Annotated in this window: 26 protein-coding genes and 1 pseudogene; 4 read left to right on the top strand and 23 right to left on the bottom strand. The window is 32.8% G+C overall.

What is annotated here, in order from left to right; all coding sequences use genetic code 11:
• Positions 1–33 precede the first annotated feature (33 nt).
• The 15 genes from JI750_RS12715 to JI750_RS12645 all read right to left on the bottom strand — a co-directional run bounded on the left by JI750_RS12715 (position 34) and on the right by JI750_RS12645 (position 11,012).
• Positions 34–732: a hypothetical protein gene (locus JI750_RS12715; RefSeq protein ID WP_202002352.1), complete on the bottom strand. Its 699-nt coding sequence runs from the start codon at positions 730–732 to the stop codon at positions 34–36.
• Positions 733–739: 7 nt separating this feature from the next.
• Positions 740–1,537 (bottom strand): urease accessory protein UreD, encoded by a 798-nt coding sequence (locus JI750_RS12710; protein WP_202002350.1) that lies wholly within the window; start codon positions 1,535–1,537, stop codon positions 740–742.
• Between the two features lie 4 nt (positions 1,538–1,541).
• Positions 1,542–2,180: an urease accessory protein UreG gene (gene ureG, locus JI750_RS12705; protein ID WP_144213159.1), complete on the bottom strand. Its 639-nt coding sequence runs from the start codon at positions 2,178–2,180 to the stop codon at positions 1,542–1,544.
• A gap of 40 nt (positions 2,181–2,220) precedes the next feature.
• The gene (locus JI750_RS12700; RefSeq protein WP_202003151.1) at positions 2,221–2,910 is read right to left on the bottom strand and encodes an urease accessory protein UreF; all 690 of its coding nucleotides are present in this window, start codon (positions 2,908–2,910) and stop codon (positions 2,221–2,223) included.
• Position 2,911: 1 nt separating this feature from the next.
• Complete coding sequence (gene ureE, locus JI750_RS12695; protein ID WP_202002348.1) at positions 2,912–3,415, bottom strand: urease accessory protein UreE; 504 nt, start codon at positions 3,413–3,415, stop codon at positions 2,912–2,914.
• Positions 3,415–4,002, bottom strand: coding sequence for a hypothetical protein (locus JI750_RS12690; protein WP_202002345.1), 588 nt, complete (start codon positions 4,000–4,002; stop codon positions 3,415–3,417). The genes ureE and JI750_RS12690 overlap by 1 nt, the downstream gene beginning before the upstream one ends.
• 77 nt (positions 4,003–4,079) lie before the next feature.
• Positions 4,080–5,801 carry an urease subunit alpha gene (ureC, locus tag JI750_RS12685; protein WP_202002342.1) on the bottom strand — a complete coding sequence of 574 codons (1,722 nt, stop codon included), beginning with the start codon at positions 5,799–5,801 and terminating at the stop codon, positions 4,080–4,082.
• Complete coding sequence (gene ureB / locus JI750_RS12680; RefSeq protein ID WP_202002339.1) at positions 5,798–6,169, bottom strand: urease subunit beta; 372 nt, start codon at positions 6,167–6,169, stop codon at positions 5,798–5,800. Before ureB ends, ureC begins: the two co-directional genes overlap by 4 nt.
• An 18-nt stretch (positions 6,170–6,187) precedes the next feature.
• The gene (gene ureA / locus JI750_RS12675) at positions 6,188–6,490 is read right to left on the bottom strand and encodes an urease subunit gamma (RefSeq protein ID WP_111425036.1); all 303 of its coding nucleotides are present in this window, start codon (positions 6,488–6,490) and stop codon (positions 6,188–6,190) included.
• Positions 6,491–6,813: 323 nt separating this feature from the next.
• Entirely contained in the window at positions 6,814–7,206 is a 393-nt protein-coding gene (locus JI750_RS12670) for a hypothetical protein (protein ID WP_202002336.1), read from the bottom strand.
• Positions 7,207–7,462: 256 nt separating this feature from the next.
• Positions 7,463–8,212, bottom strand: coding sequence for a hypothetical protein (locus tag JI750_RS12665; protein WP_202002331.1), 750 nt, complete (start codon positions 8,210–8,212; stop codon positions 7,463–7,465).
• Between the two features lie 49 nt (positions 8,213–8,261).
• Entirely contained in the window at positions 8,262–9,023 is a 762-nt protein-coding gene (locus JI750_RS12660) for a hypothetical protein (RefSeq protein WP_202002328.1), read from the bottom strand.
• 75 nt (positions 9,024–9,098) lie between these two features.
• Positions 9,099–9,797: a M949_RS01915 family surface polysaccharide biosynthesis protein gene (locus JI750_RS12655; RefSeq protein ID WP_202002325.1), complete on the bottom strand. Its 699-nt coding sequence runs from the start codon at positions 9,795–9,797 to the stop codon at positions 9,099–9,101.
• Positions 9,798–9,827: 30 nt separating this feature from the next.
• Positions 9,828–10,091 (bottom strand): hypothetical protein, encoded by a 264-nt coding sequence (locus tag JI750_RS12650; protein WP_202002322.1) that lies wholly within the window; start codon positions 10,089–10,091, stop codon positions 9,828–9,830.
• A 375-nt stretch (positions 10,092–10,466) separates the two neighbouring features.
• The gene (locus JI750_RS12645; RefSeq protein ID WP_202002318.1) at positions 10,467–11,012 is read right to left on the bottom strand and encodes a hypothetical protein; all 546 of its coding nucleotides are present in this window, start codon (positions 11,010–11,012) and stop codon (positions 10,467–10,469) included.
• 182 nt (positions 11,013–11,194) lie between these two features.
• Between JI750_RS12645 and JI750_RS12640 the strand changes: the two are divergent.
• A pseudogene (locus tag JI750_RS12640) lies at positions 11,195–11,596 on the top strand (XRE family transcriptional regulator).
• A 1,069-nt stretch (positions 11,597–12,665) separates the two neighbouring features.
• Complete coding sequence (locus tag JI750_RS12635; protein WP_202002315.1) at positions 12,666–13,517, top strand: hypothetical protein; 852 nt, start codon at positions 12,666–12,668, stop codon at positions 13,515–13,517.
• 123 nt (positions 13,518–13,640) lie between these two features.
• Here the strand turns inward: JI750_RS12635 and JI750_RS12630 are convergent, their stop codons facing one another.
• From JI750_RS12630 to JI750_RS12595, 8 genes are all read right to left on the bottom strand, one after another.
• The gene (locus JI750_RS12630; protein WP_202002313.1) at positions 13,641–14,663 is read right to left on the bottom strand and encodes an META domain-containing protein; all 1,023 of its coding nucleotides are present in this window, start codon (positions 14,661–14,663) and stop codon (positions 13,641–13,643) included.
• Between the two features lie 310 nt (positions 14,664–14,973).
• Entirely contained in the window at positions 14,974–15,609 is a 636-nt protein-coding gene (locus JI750_RS12625) for an MEDS domain-containing protein (RefSeq protein WP_202002312.1), read from the bottom strand.
• A 26-nt stretch (positions 15,610–15,635) separates the two neighbouring features.
• On the bottom strand, positions 15,636–16,334 hold the full coding sequence (locus tag JI750_RS12620; RefSeq protein ID WP_202003147.1) for a DUF1826 domain-containing protein: 699 nt from the start codon (positions 16,332–16,334) through the stop codon (positions 15,636–15,638).
• A 26-nt stretch (positions 16,335–16,360) separates the two neighbouring features.
• Positions 16,361–17,725 carry an NAD-dependent succinate-semialdehyde dehydrogenase gene (locus JI750_RS12615; protein WP_202002310.1) on the bottom strand — a complete coding sequence of 455 codons (1,365 nt, stop codon included), beginning with the start codon at positions 17,723–17,725 and terminating at the stop codon, positions 16,361–16,363.
• 210 nt (positions 17,726–17,935) lie between these two features.
• The gene (locus JI750_RS12610) at positions 17,936–19,363 is read right to left on the bottom strand and encodes an amino acid permease (RefSeq protein ID WP_202002308.1); all 1,428 of its coding nucleotides are present in this window, start codon (positions 19,361–19,363) and stop codon (positions 17,936–17,938) included.
• A gap of 93 nt (positions 19,364–19,456) precedes the next feature.
• A complete protein-coding gene (locus JI750_RS12605; RefSeq protein WP_202002306.1) occupies positions 19,457–20,176 on the bottom strand; it encodes a hypothetical protein in 720 nt (239 codons plus the stop codon).
• Positions 20,177–20,469: 293 nt separating this feature from the next.
• On the bottom strand, positions 20,470–21,417 hold the full coding sequence (locus JI750_RS12600; RefSeq protein ID WP_202002303.1) for an aldo/keto reductase: 948 nt from the start codon (positions 21,415–21,417) through the stop codon (positions 20,470–20,472).
• 111 nt (positions 21,418–21,528) lie between these two features.
• Complete coding sequence (locus JI750_RS12595; protein WP_202002300.1) at positions 21,529–21,852, bottom strand: winged helix-turn-helix transcriptional regulator; 324 nt, start codon at positions 21,850–21,852, stop codon at positions 21,529–21,531.
• Between the two features lie 128 nt (positions 21,853–21,980).
• Between JI750_RS12595 and JI750_RS12590 the strand changes: the two genes are divergently transcribed.
• Together JI750_RS12590 and JI750_RS12585 are read left to right on the top strand one after the other, a co-directional pair.
• Complete coding sequence (locus JI750_RS12590; protein WP_202002297.1) at positions 21,981–22,700, top strand: NIPSNAP family protein; 720 nt, start codon at positions 21,981–21,983, stop codon at positions 22,698–22,700.
• Positions 22,687–23,241 carry a hypothetical protein gene (locus JI750_RS12585; RefSeq protein WP_202002295.1) on the top strand — a complete coding sequence of 185 codons (555 nt, stop codon included), beginning with the start codon at positions 22,687–22,689 and terminating at the stop codon, positions 23,239–23,241. Before JI750_RS12590 ends, JI750_RS12585 begins: the two co-directional genes overlap by 14 nt.
• Positions 23,242–23,245: the final 4 nt, after the last annotated feature.

Raw genomic sequence — 23,245 nt, 5'->3', positions numbered from 1 at the left:
TGTGTATACTTCTAGAAATAAAAATTATTTGAATTACCAGCCTAAAAAGACCATCCCGACACCACATGCTAAAACTACTGCTCCGCTAATTGCTGGGGTATAACGTTCTAATTTTTCTGTTTTGAAAAAAGAATATCCATATACTCCTAAAAGCACCATACCAAGCATAGTCAAAACAGTACTGAGAGTAAAAACACCAATAATTGTAGAAATTTCACCAACAGAACGTTTCAATCCAGAATAGAATAATAAAGGAATTAGCGGTTCACTTGGCCCCATTACGAAAATGGCAAACAAAACCAAAGGCGTTACTTTTACTCGATTAGTGGGCATAACTACTTCTCCATGTTTATGCGAAAACACAAATACATCTTCTCCCATTACGTCAAAGTGTTTATGCGCTTTGTTTTTGTAAGCAGCCCAAAGTCCATAGACAAGATAAATTGCACCAAATAACAGCAATGCCCAGCTTGCAATATTGCCTCTAAAATCTTGGAAAAATGTTATTTTATTGATTTGCCATCCTAAGAAAACTCCAATAAATCCTAAAACTACCGAACTCAGAATATGTCCGAAACCGCAAACTATTGTAAGCATAATGGTCTTAGACATACTCCATTTTCTCGATCTGGATAAAACAATAAATGGCAAATAATGATCAGGTCCCGAAGCCGTATGAAAAAAGCTGATGCTGATCGCTGTAATTGATAATGCTATTAAATTTGAATCCATAAGCTGTTTAAATTTGTATTGCTACATTTTGTTCCCAAAGTACATCCTGCACTTTTCTAAAGAAATCAAACATTTGCTCTCCTCCATGTCCTAGAATTCTAATGACAAAACCATTTGATTCTAATTCACTGATTCCAAATGCTACGTTTTCCAATCCTTCCAATTCTTTAAAAAAGAATTCGATATCCTCCTTCACATCCTCATTCCTTGTGTTTAGATACACAAAAGTTCCTTGATGTGTAAAGCCTTCCAGTAAACCCATAGCTGATAAAGGCATAATATCTGGTCTTAATAGAACATTATCTTTTAAGACCAATCTATCGTGATGAAAAACCTCTAGAAGATTTTGAAAATGAGCATATTTAAAAGTTTCTCCATGATGTTTACGTCCACAGGTAATAATTTCGCTTATCGTCAAATCACAATCATCTTCGATGTAAATCTTATTATGACTTTTAAATGTTGAGTCTTCATGAGGCACCACAGGATGAGGAACATAAGAGAAAGAAGTTCCTTTTTCCATTTTGACATTCATGATCTGCGAAGCACTCCCATCCATATTAAACAATCGCTGATAGGATTGTGACTGCAATTGCAAACGGGCATTTTCTTTTACATTCACTTGAATATCATAAACATCACCGCTTAAAATTCCAGGTGATGAACTCATGATCATCAAATACGAAGCTCCATCAGACTTATACTGTCCAACAGGCATAATCCTGAAAGGCTGTGTCACGTATGCATCTCTTAAAAATGATTCCCCATCCCTTTTTTCTACTTCTATTTTTAGGGTACTTACCATTTGATTAACGAACTAAATTTGGTTCTTCAATATCTTCTAGCAATGCATATTTCTTGATCCAGCCAATAACTTCATCAATTCCTTCTGTAGATCTAAGGTTTGAGAATACAAACGGCGCACCTTTTCTCATTCTTCTAGCGTCATTTTCCATTACCTCTAAACTTGCTCCAACATAAGGCGCTAAGTCGATTTTATTAATCAAAAGCAAATCAGATCTTGTAATGCCAGGTCCGCCTTTACGAGGGATTTTTTCTCCTTCAGCTACGTCAATTACGAAAATCGTCACATCGGCCAAATCTGGCGAAAAGGTTGCTGAAAGGTTATCTCCACCGCTTTCAATTAGAATTAATTCGATATCAGGAAAACGAGAAACTAATTCATCTACCGCCTCCAAATTCATACTCGCATCTTCGCGAATTGCAGTGTGAGGGCAACCTCCTGTTTCTACTCCAATGATTTTCTCTTTTGGCAAAAGACTATTCTTCACCATAAACTCAGCATCTTCTTTTGTATAGATATCATTGGTAATTACGCCTAAATTATAGTCGTTCAGCATTTTTCGGCTCAAACGTTCTAACAATGCAGTTTTTCCTGATCCAACAGGTCCTGCCACTCCTACTTTAACATATTTTCTAGTTTCCATTTTCTTTTTCTTTTTGTTTTTCTTTCTTCTTTTCTCTTTGTTACGACATGTATAATCTTGAATAAAGTCTTTCATGCTGCATACATCGAATATCAAACGCAATGCTGCAAAGACCAACAAGTTCTCTGTCGATTGTTAGTGTTTCTTTTGCTAATTTTTTAATCAGCGGTTGTAATTCGAATAAAACATCTTGTCCATCTAATTGTCCTAAAGGCACTAGCTTAACCGAATTGGTAATCATTCCGATAGCGGCATTGTAATAGAATGCGAATAAAGCTTCATCTAACGGAATTTCTAATAACTGTGCGTACAATCCAAAAGCAATACAATAATGTGCCATTGCTTCTTTATTGGCAATTGCACGTTCATAACCATCAATAAGTTCAAAGGCTTTTTGTCTTCGAAAAATCTTAATTAGTCGAATTCCCAACTTCTGACTTGCCTCACGTATTTCTCGTGGACTTTTTAAAGCGCTGCATTCTTGATCTAATTTTACGATAGTTTCCAAATCATTATTTGCAGCCGCTACATAAGCTAATTTCAAGAAAGATGCATCATTGTATTTAATGTTATACATTAACATGTTTGATACAAACTCTTTTGCTGAAGCTACAGAATTTACCGCTTCATCCTGAACATAAGTCTCCAATCCGTTGGAGTGTGTGTAGCCTCCAATAGGTAAAGTCGGATCTGCCAAATGAAGAAGACTTCCTAAATAAGTGTTTTCTATATTAGTCATTTGAAGAAGCCATATTTAGGATTTTTGTAAAAAGGGACGAATTTCCGTGACCGTGAGGCGCAACATTTGATTTTAGCAAATGCAAGAGCTTTATCTCCTGTTTTTCTGGTTTGTAACCACTCGCTTCAAGCCATCTAAACATTGGCATTTCAAAAGGCATCATAATCTGATCATTCTGAATGAATAATGGAAGATGTTTGTTTCCAATTTCATAACAGATCGTACCCATTTCTAATAAAGACAACGGTGTCATTACAATCGCTTCACAAGGTTTAATGTTTACAACGACTGCTTTTTTATCATCTTGATAAAGAATATCATCTTGATTCAATCGCTGTCCTTCCTGAATAAACTTAATCGCAATTTCTACTCCTGAATTTGTTCGCTTGCGCTGAATTCTCTTGGTAGTTTCAAACCACTCTATTTCCAGAAGATCTATCTCAAGACCTTCAATTGAATGTGTTTTTGGATTACCTATTATCTGTTGTATAATCATTATTTTGATTTTTTAAAGGAGATGTTTTTTGAAACTCCGAGTCCTAATGTTGACCCATTTATTCCAGCAATAAATGTTCGATTACTCGTTTTATTTGCATCATTTCCTGTAGTGTTTTCATATGATAATTCACAGAATTTGGCTTTTAGCGCCCATCCATGACCTAGAAATACGGCTACAATTGGATAGATTCTTCCTAAATAGCCGTTGTAGCTGTAAGATCCTGGAGTATTCATAAGCGTATTTCCCCATACATAATGCGCATCAGCCTGAGCAATGATGGCAAAATGATCTCCAATATTCCAAGAATCACTGTAAAACGGACCTATCTCGTGTTTAGAATCAGTAAGATTTCCTGCTGCGTTTTTCTCTTGATCAAAAGCAAAATTCATCCCTGCAACGACGTGATCATTAAAAAAATATCCAACTCCGATTGGGTTTGCACCAAAACTGCTACCCGTATTATTATTGTCTTTATAGGTTAAAGAACCATAAAGCATTAAAGATCCTTTCTGTGCATGAACCGTTGTTAAAGACGTACATACTAAGAGAAGAATTAAACCCAAATTAATTTTCCAAGTACTCATAAATTTCTTTTGTTTTTTATTTCAATTCTCACTGTAATAAGACAAACTATTACAGTGAGAAATAGAATTTTTATTAATTAAAACAGATAGTATAATTGTGCTAATGGAAGTTTATCCACAGGTTCGCAAGTGATTTTTTCTCCATCGATTGTTACGGTATAGTTTTCAGCATTTACCATGATTTCTGGAGTTGCGTTGTTATGAATCATATCAGCCTTGCCAATATTTCTGCAATTTGAAACTGCTAGTAATTTCTTTTCCAAACCATATTCTTCGGCAATATTATTATCGATACCAGCTTGAGAAACAAAGGTGAAAACTGTTTTAGTTAAAGCTTTACCATAAGCTCCAAACATATTACGCATAATAATAGGTTGCGGTGTTGGAATAGAAGCATTAGCATCCCCCATTTTGCTTGCGGCAATAAAACCTCCTTTTACGATAATTTCTGGCTTAACTCCAAATAATGAAGGTTTCCAAATTACCAAGTCAGCAATTTTGCCTGCTTCTATTGATCCAACATAATTAGAAATTCCGTGTGCAATTGCAGGGTTAATTGTGTATTTAGACACATATCTTTTTGCACGATAGTTGTCGTTTTTGTTTGCTTCGTCTTCGGCTAAGTACCCTTTTTGTATTTTCATCTTATCTGCCGTTTGCCAAGTGCGGGTAATTACTTCACCAACACGTCCCATAGCTTGCGAATCAGAACTCATGATACTGAATACTCCCATATCTTGAAGCACGTCTTCTGCCGCAATAGTTTCAGGGCGAATACGTGAATCGGCAAAAGCCACATCTTCTGGAATTTTTGGACTTAAATGATGACAAACCATTAACATATCTAAGTGCTCATCTATAGTATTTGTCGTATACGGTCTAGTTGGATTTGTAGATGCTGGCAATACATTTGGGTACATTGCGGCCTTGATAATATCTGGTGCGTGACCTCCACCTGCTCCCTCGGTGTGGAATGTATGGATAACACGTCCTGCTATAGCATTCATAGTATCTTCAAGAAATCCTGCTTCGTTAAGCGTATCCGTGTGAATTGCTACTTGCACATCATACTTGTCTGCTGCTTTTAGAGAAGCATCTATCACGGCAGGAGTTGCTCCCCAATCTTCATGGATTTTTACTCCCAATGCTCCAGCTTCAATTTGTTCTTCAATTGGAGCTCCTGTAGCCACATTTCCTTTTCCGAAGAAACCAACATTTACAGGAAATGCTTCTGCAGCTTGCAACATTCTTTTAATGTTATGTTTTCCAGGTGTTACAGTTGTTGCATTTGTTCCGTCAGCAGGGCCAGTTCCACCACCAATCATGGTTGTAATACCACTGTACAATGCTGTTTCTATTTGAGTAGGGCTGATAAAGTGTATGTGCGTATCAATCCCTCCTGCTGTAACGATATACCCATGTCCACCATGAACTTCTGTAGAAGCTCCGATAATCATGCCAGGTGTAATATTGTCCATAGTATCTGGATTTCCCGCTCTACCAACACCAACAATTTTTCCATCTTTAATACCAATATCTCCTTTTACAATTCCCCAGTGGTCAATAATTGTAGCACCAGTAATTACAAAATCGAGAACACCTTCATCACGTAAAGCAGTTGAAGATTGGCACATACCGTCTCTAACGGTTTTTCCTCCTCCAAATTTTGCCTCATCTCCGTAAGAGCAGAAATCTTTTTCAATTTCTATAATAAGATTTGTATCTCCTAAACGTATTTGATCTCCTACAGTTGGACCAAAAATACTTGTATAATTTTTTCTAGTTACTTCTAAACTCATGATTTCACATTTTTAAATTCGCCTTCTTTTAAACGTTCTAATGCAACAGCTTTGTTATGCGGAGATAAGTCTCCGTCTACTAAGTTGTTGTGTCCAAAAAGTCGCTGGTTTCCGCCAAATTGAGTCAATTCAACTTCTTTCTCTTCTCCTGGCTCAAATCTCACTGCTGTACTGGCAATAATGTTTAATCGCATTCCGAATGCTTTTTCTCTGTCAAAAGACATCATTCTATTCACTTCAAAAAAATGAAAATGTGAACCTACCTGAATTGGTCGGTCTCCGGTATTGGTAACTTTTATAGTTAACGTTTCACGGCTATCATTACAAATAATAGCGCTTTCTTTTAATATAATTTCTCCTGGAATCATCGCAGTATTTTTTTAAGTTTATCGCACAGGATTGTGCACAGTTACCAATTTAGTCCCATCTGGAAATGTTGCTTCAATCTGTATATCATGAATCATTTCTGCAACGCCTTCCATTACATCTTCTTTACGAAGCAGTGTCGCGCCATACTGCATCAATTCGGCTACTGTTTTGCCGTCTCGTGCACGTTCCATCAGTTCACTGCTGATAAGAGCAATCGTTTCAGGATAATTTAATTTTAAGCCACGGGCTTTTCTCTTTTGAGCAAGTTCGCCAGCTGTATGCAGCATCAGCTTCTCAATTTCTCTAGGTGTTAAATGCATAGTAAAATATTTTGGGTTATGTATATAGAGATCCGCATAACTGATCTCTTTTTTTTAGATCAATAATGATTTCTTTAGACAATAAAAATGGATTAAAGAGGGTAATAATTACATTATCCAACATAGAATGCTACTTGGACAAGTATTTAGAAATGTATTTTCTAGAACAAAATATACACCTGTCTTATTTGCTGCAAAACGTGGTAATAACTTGCAGATAATAAGTGTTTTGCGAAAATTTGAGCATAACTCTTTACTCAAGATAAAAAATTAAATTTTACCATGACAGAAATGCGCCAAATTCAATTAAGCAGTAATAAGAATTAAATGTGGATTTTTAAGCTGTGAAATAGGATATTTCGTGACATGTTTCTAAAAGGAGTTATGTTGCGTTCACATAATCCTTGACTGTTCAATTTTATATTTTCAATATAAACAAAACAATCATCCTTTAAGCTTTTGAAATGTAAATTAAGCGGAGCTGCAGGTAAAGAACTGTTACATTTCTCCGTTTCTGAAGTATTTTCTAGTAGAACAAATTTTAATTCATCAGAATCTGAAAGCGCTTTATTTACTAACGCATTAGCAGGAGTTATCGTCTCATGGATTGATTCAGTTGCTGTATGAATATTTATTTTCTTCACAATAGAGTTGCTATAACTATTCGGAATAGTTAAAAGACAAATTTGTAAGAATAAGATGTAAGCTAACTTCATCGAGAAGATTTCAATTATTAAAGAATTGTTCTTTTGTACTGGCAAATTTAGTGGGGTTAAAATACAATTGAGTAGCACAAATCTTGACTTTTCTTTTCCAAATTTAGAAATAATGCAACTTTAACATATTTTTTTATATTCAAAAGTCAAATCTTTATATCCGTCTCCAGCTTAAATCTAAAGGTTATAATAAGATAACGAATATGGTATCTTTATTCCTTTAAAAGATGCATATCAAGAAAAGCCGTAATTCTATTTATTTTGATTTAATAACATACAACTCATTTGGACCGTATGCTTTATGCCTCACGAAAAAACTGACGCTTGACATTTTTTGAAATTTAATGGGCAACTGATAAAGACTTATATATAATGCAAAATCATTTCTTTCAACTTTATTCGAAAAAAAGTTTTCGGCAAATACTTCTTCTATTTTAAGTTTTAAACTTTCTTTTTTCAATTTTAAATCGACATATGCAGTTCCTTTCCAAGTCATATTTCTTCCAGCACCAGTTGGACTGCCAAATCCTCTAAAAGGATTCCAGTCGTAACGATAACTCTCTTTTAAGAAATAGGCAACGCTAACCAATTTGCTATTGTCGAAAAGAATATCTTCTAATTTTACGCAATGCTCAAATTCGTTTTCTTGTTCGCTTTCCTCCGCAGATTCTGTTTTAGAAATCAAAACGCCCTTTTTATCAAATACATATGTGCAGTTAGTTACAGTAGCTTCTTGTTTTTGTTCATCATAATATTGATGTTTTAGCGGAAGAATAAATTTATGGCTTAAAGTATCAAAATTGATGTTTCCAGATATTACATCTTGCTGAATAACTTTCGAAACTGGCAGTAGAACATAATTTTCAGCATTAATACCCTCTTGGTAGCTTTTGTAACTAGTATCGTAGTGTTTTTTATTATATATCTGTGACAGTTTAGTAGCTACAAAAAACAATACAAAAGATAGAAAACTCAATAAAAGTATAATTGTAATTCTTTTTGCCATATTAAACCGTTTCATTTAGTTAACATTAATTCTAAAGCTATTATCTACATCAATTTGGACCATCAATTGTTGGCTTCGGATCTAGTTTAAATTTATTGGTTTTCGAATCAAATTGAATGGTTAGATAACCTCCCATTCTTCCAACATCATTCCAAACAATCAGTTCTTTTTTCTTATTATCGATTATCTCAACGTTATCAAAAATTATGGTTCTTATATTGCCCGTCAAAGTTTCTATTTTTGAAAAATCAATTATTTGAAAGACGGTATTATCTTTTTTATTGATAATTTTTAGTCGATCCATTTGTGCGGTATCATGATTCTTCTTTTTTGAATAAACGCCAATAAAATAAAATGCGTCCAATGAATTTGCTTGCAAAATATCAATATTATTAAACTCATTTTCTTCTATTTGATCAATTAAAATCGAAGTATTGGTTAATTCTAAAGACAATCGTTTATTAGTTAGAAGGTTTGTCCAATGTCCAGTACATTTTTCTTTTGAGAAATTAAATTCAAATGTGGCTGTATATTTATCATTATTGATTTCGTACAATAAGATTTTGTTCTTTTTATGATCAAATTTGCCTTCAAGTCTAATTGGGTTATTATGGCTATCGTACTTATAAACCCCAATAACGTTGAAATCTTTTTTGTTTTTTTCGCCAAAATACCCATCTTTTATTTGAAAAGATAGTGAAATGGAATATTTATCAATTTTACCTTTATAGCTAAAACATTCATACCAACCTGCATAAGTTTTTGTAACAGCAAATACAAATGTCAAAATTGCAAATAGTGATTTTTTCATAATTTTATTTCTTTTAATCTTCTCAATGATTGCTTTATAGTGCCATTTTCAGTGGCAATAGTAATCTTAAAATCATTAAATTATATTTTTGTTCCATAAGTTTAAAGCGAAATCTTTAAATTTTTTGGGACCTTTTTCAAATGCACTATCCAATTTGTAAGTGCCACCTTCAAATAATTTTTCTCCGTTATCGCCAATTCCTACTTGAACTTTGCTTTCGCCACGCATAGCAAATTTTTGTTTTCCTTCATACATGATAATCTTCATTTCGCAAGGACTCACATCGCCATGACATATCGTTTTGTACATCAACCAAATCTCTGCAATTCCGTTATTATCCAAATCGGTAATTTCAAAGCTATCTTTTACAAACGATGCCACAATATCAACCGGACAATCTTGAATATAATCGTACACTTTCCAAGTTTGAACTGGCTGGCCGTTTTTTACTAAAAAATGATAGCCGAATAATTCCGCATCTCCGCCTTCGTCAAATTCATGCTGAAATTTTTCGTTTCTGTAATTTCCGGTTTCTGTAGTTATTACAATATTGTCTCCTAGTTTATCTTTCCAGCGAACAGCATTTTTTACAAATCCTTCGTATTTCAATAATTTCGGAAATTGCGTAGAATCAATAGGTTCTATTTGTAAAGTTTGAACTTTCGGCTCAATTGCTGTTTCGCTTTTAGAATCTATTTTAACTTGGTTTGCCTCTTGTTTGCAACTCACAAGAAAAGCATTGAAAAGCAGTAAAATCGGAATTAGTTTTTTCATTTTGCTTTAAATCTCTTTTCGGAAAAATGTTTATTGTTTTGAGTTTCGAGTTTCGAGTTCTTTTTGTACTTCTTGATACAATAGTTCATTGTTTTTCGAATTTCTCATAATTACATATCCAACTATTAAAGGAAAGAAAACAGAGATTCCAAAACCTTTATTTACAACGCCATAAACCGTAATTCCGATTGTAGCTCCAATAAGTACAGCGTCAATTATTTTATTGGTTTTTAATTTTTTCATTTTCTGCAAAAGCTCCTGATCGCTTAATTCTGTTAAATGTTCTGGTTTCATATTTTGGTGGTTATTTAAAGTTTTTTTTAATTTATAATAATGGATTCTGCAACTGAGAAAAACAAGTCGGAATACAAATTTTAAAAAAAGATGATTACGAATGTAAGACAATATAAATTCGCCTTAAATAATCACACATTCGCAACTCTATATTTATAAATCTGCACTATTATCTCTACTCATTAAATGCAATTCGGTTTTAATGCAAACCTGTTTTTAAGCTAAAATTTCAAAATAAATATCTTTCAAATTAACTTAAAAAAAGTCCAATTTCATTCAATCATTCCTAAAATGATTTGCAAATTATTTTGTATGAGGATAAAAAATTGAAAAGTCCCATTTCTGTAGCAATGGGACTTTTATCTTGATAGAGAATCAAACGAGAACCTTTTTCTTGATTTTCTCAACTCCCCTTTCTCTTATGAGTTCAACTGCATCAAACATTTTTATCAGATGAATATAAGGCGTCATCAAATCTGGGTCGGGATCTGCGGAATGTGGAGACAATGAAAGCTCTAGGATTTGGTATAGAAATGATTCAAATTCTTCTAGTGTTTTTTCTGCAAATGCTTTTTGAAATACCATAAATGGGTTCTCGTATTCTTCTTTTGTTAGAGAAGAAAAATGAAAAACAGTTTCAGATCGCAGAGAATCTTTTATTATCCATTTTTTGCTTTTCTCTTTCAAACAGGAACACACTTTGAGGAAAGATTTGATAATGGTATACAAAACAAAAACATCCGAAGGATTGTCCTGTTTGTAGACTTTTGTTTTATAGCTGTATAGTACCGCTTCGCTTAAACTTTGTTTGTAATAATCGAGATGTGCAAAAGCAAAAAAAGCATTGATTGCCTTAAAGGGATTTCCCGCTGCATATCCTGCCCAGAAGCTGGTTTCGAAGGTTGTTTTATTCTTTTTCATGGCTTATAGATTTAAAATTTTAAAGCGAAATTCTCTTCTTTCTAAAGGATAATCTATTCGAAAAACAACTATATTATTCTTACAAAACAATTCTTCTTAGAAATATTTTTTTATCTTTGAAACTCATGATTTTTAGCCCAAATGGCTTTATCTTTGAATCTTCAGAAAACTCAATATTCATTATGGAACAGAAAATACATCAGGGAAGAAACGTAAAACGTTTTAGAGAAATGCTTAACATAAAGCAGGAAGCTTTGGCTTATGATCTGGGCGAAGACTGGAACCAAAAGAAAATTTCTATGCTGGAGTAAAAAGATGTTATTGAAGAAAAACTGCTAAAACAAATCTCAGCCGTTTTGAAAATTCCTGTTGAAGCTTTTCAGAATTTTGATGAGGAGCAAGCGGTAAACGTAATTGCAAATACATTTAACAACAATGATAGTGCAATTGGTTTTGTAATTAATAATTATAATCCAATTGAAAAAATAATTCAACTACACGAAGAAAAAATTGCTTTGTATGAAAGAATGTTGAAGGAAAAAGATGAAATGATGGTGAGGTTGGAGAAATTGATTGGAAAATAGTTACTCTAAATCTACAGAAAAACTTATGATTTCAGCTTCTATTTAATCATTACTTCTAACTTCATTAAAACATCTAACTAGATCTTCAAAAAAACTACAACAAAAGTTTGTTATTTGTACAAATTATACGAATTACTTTTTATCTTTGTATTCAAATAAATCACGTAGCGCAATTTTTTTCATTTATTTTTTGATAAGTAGAATGAATTGATAAGTTGTAAGTTAACATAATATTACAATGTAACATTTGTAATATTACATTAAATAAAAAAGACCTAGCAGGCTAGGTCTAATAACTAAGAGCGTAGGTTTCGCAACCATTCGATTAGTTTTCCGAGGTTATCAATATACAACGGCGAATTATTAATTAAGCTTGCAAGGCACATTAAAAATAATTGCTTATTAGTACACTGATTCCTTTTTTTGTTTGTTTTCTTTTTCTTCTTAGCCATCTTCTTGGTGTATTAGAATTAAGAAAATACTCAATTTCTCGGAGCAGCCCCAAGTGGCTTTGTTTGAATCTTTTTTCATTGGAATTAGATTTAAATTAATAAAATAAGAACTTATAATAGCCCACTTACAAAATGTAAGATTGGGCTTTATTTGTTTTTACAAATATAGGTGATAAAATTACACACTCATTTTTAAATAAAAAAGCCACCTATTCAAAAAGTATAGTAATTTTTATTAACAGTATAGGGCATAAAAAAAGGTCTAAATGACCTCTTTTTTTATTACTAGAAACTTGCAACCAACCTCCACTACAACAAAGGCATAAACAAAATTTCATCCGCAATATTTCATTCTCTAATTCGATAAAATTAATCTTGTTCTATTGACCATTATACTTGAAATTGTTAATAATTGTTGCGATAGAGTGTCGATAAAATACTATAAACTTTTTTCAAAAAACTGAAAGAACACTCCGCTCTACGAAGTATTCTTATGAAAAGCTGCGCAAATGTCTCTGACTATGCGCTTTTTCAAACAAGAGTGTAAGTTTTTATTTTTTAAGTAAAAATACACTAATTTCCCTTTTAAATATTTATTATGTTTACCTAAAAATTAAATGGAAACTGTAAAAGATTTTTTTTCAAGCATATTAAATAATTCAAAAGAAAGAATTAAAAGCCCTTTTATTGGGTCATTCATATTATCTTTTATTTTTTTTAATTGGGAAATGTTTGCCATTTTATTCTTTTCAGATTGGCCAGTCCATTGTAAAATAGAATGGATTAGGGAAAGATATTATCAAACTAGCAATTTTCTTATTCCTTTGGGATTTGCTCTCTTTTATATACTTATCTTACCATATTTAAATATCTTTTTCGATTTATTTCTTTCTAGAGCAACAAGAATTGAATCAAAAAAAGCAATGTTAATTCATGAAAATAAATTACTGATTGAAGAACGTGAAGCACATCAAAGAAGAAAAATTGCTGATGCAGAAGCTGGGACAAGTCAAATCAGAGATTTAAAAGAAAGAAATGATGCATTACAATCTGAATTAAATGAATTAAGTACCCAAAATCAAGAAGATCTAAAACGACACAATTTTACTGCTGAAAAATATAAGGACAGAATCACTAAATTACTAAATGATCAGAAAGCTCTTCAAATTTTTTCTAAACAGGATTGGGCTGCGGATTTGGATATAGTTGATACTGATTTGGATATATCAACAATTCGAGATGTAATTAAAATTATAGATAGTTTTTCTGAAGACGAAAGAAAAAAATATTTGAATTTTGTTACCGAATTGACAGAAAAGAAAAATATCTCTCACGTATTAGATATGCCTAAATATGAAGAACTAGGATTAATTTCAGTGTATGAAGATAAAAAGGGAAATGAAACTCATTTAACAAGAAAAGGAGTTTTTCTTGCAAATTATATACATAGAGGTATAGATTTAATGTAACCAGAAGCCACTCAAATGAGTTATCGCGTCATAAAATAAAAAAACCAGTGAAATCAACTTCACTGGTTTTCTAATCATTTTATATAAATCATCATCTATTTAAAGATGGCTTATATAACAGGTTTATTTTGTAATGCCAAACATCATGACCAATCTATCGTTAAGATAAAAATTAAGCGTTTGGTCTGCTACATCAAAACGTAAGTCTTTATTATTTAAATAAGACAATACTTTTTGCTCTGTTTTATTTCCTTCTTCACCAATACATGCCATTAATGTAGCTGCTACTTTATCAAAAGAAATATGATCACCGTTGGTTTCATAAGTTCCAGCGAAGTTGTTGCAACCTGTGTTTCCGCTTACTTTCTTTTCTGCTACATTAAATTTAATAGAAGCTTTTCCGTAATCTTGTCCAACATTTTCTAGGGCGATCAGTTTCCAATTATTTTTTCCAATAAAACTCCACAGTTGGTCTTGAGTTGGAATAGAGAATTCCATAACCACTTTGTTCTTAGTATTTTTAAACTGCACTGTATTGTTTTTCTTTACAATTTTGAACTTTTTGTTGGTTATCGCAGCGCTAAATTCTTTTTCTAATTTCATACTTTCGTCGTCACAAGCCATTAAAGTTCCCATAGGAGAATTGGTCTTAATTTGATTTTTTGAAGAAAGCTTCGTGTATTTTACGTTGAAATTATTACATCCGTTTTTACCGCTTATTGTACCCGTTTCATCATTAATGGTGATAAATGCTTTTCCGCTGTTTACCTTTTTTCCGTTTAACTGAGTTAAAATCATTTTGGTATCATAAATTCCTTTTTCCTTATTTACAGGAGTTTTAGAAATAATACTTTTCAGTTTATATTGGTACGCAGAGGCATCAGCTGGAATAGGTTGTGGTCTTTTTGTTTTCGTTACCAGTAACTCATATCGATTTCCTTTTTCAAAATTAAAACCTTCAATATGATCATAAAATAATTGCCATTCTTTGTCATTATCATACTTTACCTGCAGACATTCCATAGGGCCAACACCCGTACATGGCACTTTACTTTCTTTTACAAACATTTTTAAACTTTCCTGACCATACGTAAATGTTGATAATAACACTACCACAAAAACATACATACATTTAAATCTTTTCATTTATTTTAATTTTTTAGAACACCGATTAAGCGCTCTGATTATTCAATGATTTTTTTGCAGGCAGGAATTGTGCCACTTTAAAATTAAGAATGCTTTTAACGTTTTTTTATCAGCGCTGAATTCCGTTTTTTCTTTAACAATTAAACTATTACAATACTGAGAATCAGTTTGTTTGCATAAATATAACAAAAATAAATACTTTTGTTATATTTAAGAATATTTTTGTAGTCTTTTTAAGCTTTTAATTAAACTACCACTTGGATATTTGACACTGTCATTAAACTCTTCGATGAATTAGAATATATAATACTTAAGATTTAAGTGCACCATCTCGAGAAGAAAGACTAGAAAGTAATTCTAAAGGTTCTACATAATGCGGATTTTTGTTAATTTTTCCGTCCTTAATCACATAAGGATGTGTAAGCAATATATCTGCAAGTGCTTTTTGGCTAAAGCTGCTGATATCGTACATACAAATTAATGAAACTGAATGTTGTGGAGTAAGAAGATTCAATCTTGCTTCATACTCTAAAAGTTCATCAGTTCCTGGCAGGTTTTTAAGAGCCCAAACCATATCTCCGCATGCTCTAACACTATCATAACCCGCTCTCGAAGCCGATAATAAAGTCTGTTCGAGCATTTTGTACATTTTATCTGCGGCGAACTCGCCATCTTTGATATAAGAATTTTCAGAAGCCATCACTTCCAATTGGCCGCTTGATAGTTTTTCAGCAATAGAAATTCCATTCTCAGTCAGACAACGGCAGTGTTCACCATGACGGTTTCCTTCGAGAATGTTTATGACTTTATCATTGCCTTCCAAACCTTCTAAAATATAAGGAATGATTACTTCATATTGCTGTTCTCTCGAATCGAAAAAACCGCAAATGTGCATTGGAGCCAACAATGATTCTCCACATACCGAAAAAGGAGTTTGTTTGTTCATAGCTCAAATATACGTAAATAGTTTCATCAACAAATCAACAACAATCTATATTCTCCATCATTTTCTACTGGTGCTCTATGAATACAAGGCAATACTTCTTGTTTAGGATGATCTACAGCCAGACGCCAAAGATATCCTAAGCCGAGATTAATAGGTTCTGCATCTTCGTGTAATTGATAATGTAAATCAAAATAATTTTCCTTTAAAAAATCTTCGAATTCTTCCTCTGGTCCATCATGAAGCTCTTTTAGCTTTGCTCGAATTTCTGGAATTAAGATTTTTTGTTCTGCCTGCGTATTAGAAACAATATCGCTTGCTGTACCGTGATAGGTGCATAAAAAAGTGTCTGTTGCAATAGGCGAACGATCTATGTGAAACGAATATACATCTGTAGATATGAAATCAAATTCATCATCACGTTCATAACATTTCAGTAAATTGAGAGAAGGCGAAGCTCCAAAATCGGCTAATAATTGTAAGTCGTTTAAAATTATTTCTCTTGCTATATTTCCCTTTTCTGAGAGTTTAAGATCAATTAAATCTTCAGGAGAAACTTCTGTTATATTTTCTTTTAAAGACAGTTTGTCCACAATTTCCTTAAAATCGCCATCTAAATTTCTGTGCCAGCAAAGCGCATTCATTTCTCCTTTAAAATTGGTATGCACAAGCTCAGAAAAAGTAGCAACTACTCCAATTTGGCTGTTATCAGAAAATGTATTGCTCATGGTATGATGCAAAGAAATCAATTTATTTAACTTTTATATTTATTAATGTAAACTGTCTTCTTGTTTACAAACTCCTGAATACCATCTTGTGAAAGTTCACGTCCGTATCCAGAATTTTTAGTTCCTCCAAAAGGCAATCTTTGGTCACTCTTTACGAGCTCGTTTACAAATACTGCTCCTTCATCAAATTTTGGCACTAATCGAGTGGCTTTTTCAAAATCTTCCGTAAAAATTGTAACCCCAAGTCCAAATGGACTGCTATTTGAAAGCTCGACAGCTTCTTCTTCATTCTTAAAAGTCGTAATTCCGATTACAGGTCCAAAAATTTCTTCTTTAAAAATAGACATATCTGGAGTAACATTCCCTATAACAGTAGGTTCAAAATAAGCTTTATCTCTTTTGCCTCCCAGCAAAACTACTGCGCCTTTTTCTAGTGTCTGCTGAAGTTGCTTTTCGAGTTCTTCGGCAAGGTCAACACGAGCCATAGTTCCAATTGTGGTTTCTTCACTTAAAGGATCTCCGTGACGAAGACTTTTAACACCTTCCAGAAAAGCTTTTGTAAATTCTTCTGCAATGGATGATTCTACCAATAAGCGCTTTCCAGCGATACAGCTCTGACCTGCATTCTGAAAACGTGCCTGCACACAGGTTTTTACTGTTTGCTCCAGATTACAGTCTGCAAAAACAACCAAGGCATTACTTCCACCAAGTTCGAGCACTGTTTTTTTAATTTCGTTTCCCGCAACAGCTGCTACAACTCTACCCGCTGCTTCACTTCCTGTAAGCGTGACAGCTTTCACTTTTGGATTTCTAATGATTTCTTCTACCTTTTTGCTGCCAATTGGCAGATTAGTAAAACAGCCTTTAGGAAAACCAGCTTTTTCGAATATTTTTTCAATGCTCATGGCGCACTTCATTACATTGCTGGCATGTTTCAATATTCCGACATTTCCCGCCATCAGCGCAGGCACAGCAAAACGCATAACTTGCCAGAACGGATAATTCCAAGGCATAATAGCCAAAACAACTCCAATTGGTTCGTAGCTCACATAACTCTTATGCGCTTCTGTTTCAATTATTTTATCTGTAAGCATTTCAGAGGCATGCGTCGCATAAAAATCACACAAAGCAGCACATTTTTCTATTTCTGCTAATGATTGAGTAATCGGTTTTCCCATTTCCTCAGTTATAATCTGAGCATATTCGCGAGCATTTTTTCTCAATTCCTGACCAACATCTTTCATCAATATGGAGCGTTCTGAAAACGGAACTTCTCTCCATAATTTATATTGCAGATCTGCCGCGTCAATTGCATTTTTAATATCTTGACTCTCTAATTCAGCAGATTCGTATACCGTTTCCTGATTATAAGGATTTATAGACTTTATCATAATTTATATTTTAACCCATTTAATTTAAAGCTATGTAAAAGGTACAATTTATTTTAGTTTTATCAAATAGGGTTATTTTTCTAAACCAGAAAAACATATTGCAAGTAACCAGAATAAACTAAACTGTTTTATCATGACTAGTGAAAAAAAAAGCATTGAAAATCATATCAATGCTGATTTTCAATGCCTAGAATAAAAATACGATTAAAACTACGTATTCTTTGTTTTAAAAACTTTATAAAATACAAAAAGAATACCCAGCCAAATAGGAATTAATTCTACTGATAATTTCATATTGGTCATCCACATGATACATAAAATGCCTAATAAAAATACAAAACAGATGTAATTGCTTATTGGATAAAATATAGAAGCAAATTTGGTTTTTATATTTTCATTGTCTTTTGTGCGTCTAAATTGCAGATGCGTATACGAAATCATAACCCAATTAATAACCAAACAGGATACTACTAAAGACATTAAAATACTAAAAGCTTCTTCTGGAATTACTTTATTGATTAAAATACAGATCGCTGCAAAACAAGATGAAATTAAAATGGCATTAACGGGCACCGATTGTTTGTTCAGTTTCTTTAAAAACTTAGGAGCACTGCCTTGATCTGCCAAACCAAATAACATTCGTGAGTTGCTGTAAACACTACTATTGTACACGGATAAAGCAGCAGTTAATACAATTAAATTCAGTACGTTGGCAATAAGACGCGTAAAGTATATTTTGTTGCCAAACAATTCGAATTCCATTCCGTTTAGATTCTGAAAAACCATTACAAACGGACTGCTATCTGTCGTAATTTGTCTCCAAGGTGACAAGGCAAACAAAATAACCAATGCACCAACATAAAATATTAGGATTCTATAAATAACCTGATTGGTTGCTTTAGGAATGTTTTTTTCTGGGTTTTCGGCCTCAGCAGCGGTAATTCCGATTAGTTCTAAACCTCCAAAAGAAAACATAATAAGCGCCATTGCAGATAATAAACCTTGAAAACTGCCATTTGCAGTTTTTTCGAAGAAACCTTTCGGGAAAAAGCCTCCATCATTATACAAATTATGAATTGTTGCATGCTCTCCTCCTGTTCCGCTTATCAATAAGTAAGTTCCAAAAAGAATCATGGCAATAATGGCAACAACTTTTATGATTGAAAACCAAAACTCAGTTTCTCCGTACACTTTTACCGAAGCAAAATTTAAAGCATTAATAACCAGAAAGAAAAACAAACTGGATGCCCAGAGCGGAATTTCAGGCCACCAAAACTGCACATAAACTCCAATGGCTGTAAGTTCGGCCATACTAACAAGAATATACAAAATCCAATAATTCCAACCTGATGCAAAACCAGCAAAAGAACCGCAATATTTATAGGCAAAATAGCTAAAGCTTCCTGAAACAGGTTCTTCAACCACCATTTCTCCAAGCTGTCTCATAATAAAGAAAGCGATAATTCCGGCGATGGCATATCCTAAAATAACAGATGGTCCTGCTAATACGGCCGCCGGACCAATTCCGAGGAAAAGTCCCGTTCCTATTGATCCGCCTAGGGCAATTAATTGAATGTGGCGATTAGTCAGTCCACGTTTTAGCTGATTGTCTTCTGCGGCATCATGATTATTTTTCACAAATTAGATTTTAAAGTAATTAATTGTTTTTGGAAATCTATAAACAGCGAAGATAAGTTAAAATCTGAAAATTTTGCGAAGTTGTGTTTGTATTTAAAATAATAGCGAAAATCCTTTAGCATATTTTAGAAATAGATCGACTGCAAGCAGGATAATCACAATTAATATAAAAGCTATTATATACGTGATTATTTGAGCTTTTTTATCGATTTCGAAAGTCGTGGGGTTTATAAAATAATTAGCAAAGACAGCTTGAGAAACCTTTATTTGTGGGCAAAATAAAATAACGCCTTGCAAAAAATGAGCAATTAACTGATTTTCATTCTTTGGCAAATAAGACAATCCATTCTCTGCTGTAGAGAAATGAATGGGAATGCGTTTCCCATCTTTAAAACCGAAAATATAACTTGGAGAATATTTTGTTCCCATTTTCCGATCAATATCGCTTACATAATCTTCAGTACTAATCCCCAAATCTTTGTATAAAACACTTTGAATCTTCCCATCAAACTGATGATGATGCAGACCATTACGATCTACAGAAATTAAAGTGACTTTCTTTTGCCTCTGCTTCTGGTAATTTTTATAAAGAGCCCAAATACCCCAAAGAAGCAATGGAAAATAGATAAGATCGAAGATCATCTCACCATTAGATAAGAGGCTATTATGTTCTAGCTGAATACTTAATGGAAGTGCGACAAACAAAGCAAGCATTGCGACACATAAAAGTCCAAATAGTATATAAATTGCTATAGTAGCCCCTACATTGCGTTTAGAATATACTTTTGGAAAATTTTCTTGGTTATAAATCATTAAAAAATATCTTTAAAATGCAAATGAGGTGAATCTTTATGAGGCATCCACATTTTTAAATACCTCATAAAGATTCGACTCTATCAAATTAAAAAAGAATAAATCAAAGAATGAAATTATATCATAAATTTTATAGGTATTCATTGAAAATATCCGCTAATGCTTTTTATAAATTCGTTTAATCTTTACTTACTAGATTAAAAATAGTTATAAATGGTTCTTCAAAGAATTACAAACTAAAAAGCCCATTTCAATCGAAACGGGCTTTTTAATATAGTTTTCATACAAAAATCTTAACTCCATTCTGGAAACTGAGTTTTATTTAAATCCAATTTTTCAATCGCTTTCATATCAGCATCATCAAGCTTGAAATCAAATACATTAAGGTTTTCTAGAATATGTGCTTTTTGAGAAGATCTCGGAATAGCAACAATACCACGTTGGTAATGCCATCTTAAACTCACTTGTGCAGTAGTTTTTCCGTGCTTTTTGGCAATCTGAGTTAATGTTTCATTTGTAAAAAGACCGTTACGACCTTCTGCAAAAGGCGCCCATGCCTGCATCTGTACATTATGCTGTTTTAGCACTTTATAGTCATTTGTCTGCTGAAAATAAGCATGAGTTTCAATCTGATTTATAGCTGGTTTTACTTGAGCGTAAGATAAAAGATCTGTCAATTGCGGAGGATCAAAGTTGCTAATTCCTATAGCTTTGATTTTTCCAGCTTTGTAAAGTTCTTCCATTGCCTTCCAAGATCCTTTTACATCGCCTCTTGGACGGTGAATAAGATATAAATCCAGATATTCTACTTGTAGTTTTCTTAGTGTTTCTTCAAAACCTTTTTTAGCATTTTCGTAACCAGCATCATCAACCCATAATTTCGAAGTAACAAAAAGCTGCTTTCTGTCAATTCCGCTTTGCTTTATGGCTTTGCCTACTTCTACTTCATTTCCGTATACTTTTGCTGTGTCAATAAGACGATAACCTGATGATATGGCTTCGACTACAGATTTTTGGCAAACCTCGCCACTCAGTCCGTAAGTTCCAAATCCAAGCATAGGCATTTTTAGTCCATTATTCAATTTAATATCTGGAATACCTTTGGCATCTTTATCCATCAAGACACTTCCGAATACTTTAGGCATACCTAAAATACCTAAGTAAATTCCAGCTGTCGCTAATGTACTATTTTGTAAAAACTTGCGTCGGCTTATTTCGTTTTTTGGGTTTTGAGAACTCATGTTTTTTGGTCTATTAGTCAGTTAGTAATCAGCTAATAAAAGTATATATTATTTTTAAATAAAATACCTAATTTTCTAATACCGAATAATTCTTTAGAAGAAATTAAAAAGCTAATCCATAGCCATTTGTTTTTCTCCCCAAATTCGCATCTGGTCAATAAATGGAATTAATTCTTTTCCCGTTTCAGAAAGGCGATATTCTACACGAGGTGGAACTTCTTTATAAACCTTTCTTCTAATTAATTTATCTTCTTCTAATTCTCTAAGAGTTTGTGTAAGCATTTTGGGTGTTATTCCTTCTACAATTCTTTTTAATTCCCCATATCTCATAATGCCATCTTTTAAATACCATAAGATTCTTCCTTTGTATTTGCCACCAATTCTTTGAAAAGCATAATCAACAGGACAATAAGCCAATTTACTTTTTTTTATCATTTTATAAATTTTAACAAACTGATAATCAGCATTACTATATTTTTAGTATCTAGGATACAAATTTGTACCTACTTGCCATAAAGATATCATTTAATTTACTTTGTATAAACATTTTAAATAGAAATAATATGACTTATAATACACCAGAAAATTCAGAAGATATCAAAGTATTGGAAATTCGTAATTATTTACTAAAACCCAATTTAGCCGACACATTTAGTGATTTTTTTCATTCGAAATTTGTTGAATCTATGCACGAACTTGGCGGTCACACTTTGGGAGAATTTAAAATTGAGAACTCAAATGATCGATTCGTTTGGTTTCGTGGTTTTAAAAATATGGAAACCAGAGTAAAATTTCTAAACGACTTTTATTGCGAAAGCATTGTGTGGAAAGAAAACGGCAAAGCTGCTAACGAAATGATGATAAACTCCGATAATGTTTATTTGCTAAAACCATTATATAAAAGCTCAAATCTTAAAACTAATAAAGGCATTACAGTTATTGATTTCTACATCTGCAATAGCACACTAGAACAAACAATAAAACTATTTGACGTTGAATATATTCCGTTTCTGAAAACTATAGATGTTACTGATATTTCGTTTTGGGTAAGCGAAATGAAAGAAAATGATTTTCCAAGACTGCCTGTTTTTCAGGATAAAAATCTTTTGGTTTCCATAACCCATTATGAAGACAAAAATGAATATGAAACGAAACAGAAAGCAATTGACAGTATGCCATCTTCATTAAATTTTTCAATGCAGCAATTGGTAACAATCCATCATAAATTATTACTTTTAAATCAACAAACTAATAATCAAAGAACTAAAAATGATGCAAACTGAAAATTTAGAAATACCAAAAATAAATTTTGATGCAAATGGAGAATTAATAATCACGCCTTCTCCTACTTCATCTAAAGATGATTTTAATTTTTTTGAAGGAAAATGGAAACTTCGCAATAAGAAACTCAATTCCAGATTGTCCAATTGTACAGAATGGACAGAATTTGAATCGACACAAGAAATGTATAAGGTTCTAAATGGAATTGGCAATATCGATAATTTTCTTGCCACTTTTGATGGACATCCGTTTGAAGGCATGACCGTAAGATTGTTTAATCCGAAAAGTAAATTATGGAGTATTTATTGGGCTGATTCTAATGAAGGAAAATTAGATCCGCCAGTATTAGGTTCTTTTGAGAATAACGTAGGCCATTTTATAACTAAAGATATTTTTAACGGAAAAGATATTGTTGTGATTTTTCGTTGGGATGCTAGAGATAAAAATAATCCTGTTTGGAGCCAAGCATTTTCTGAAGATAATGGAAATTCTTGGGAATGGAATTGGTACATGTATATGTCCAGATTTGAGCAGGAAAATTAATAAA

Origin of the sequence: Flavobacterium tagetis, assembly GCF_016735615.1 — a bacterium.
Classification (GTDB): domain Bacteria; phylum Bacteroidota; class Bacteroidia; order Flavobacteriales; family Flavobacteriaceae; genus Flavobacterium; species Flavobacterium tagetis.
The sequence above is the reverse complement of the archived record's forward strand: the minus strand, read 5'-3'. Positions and strand labels throughout refer to the sequence as shown.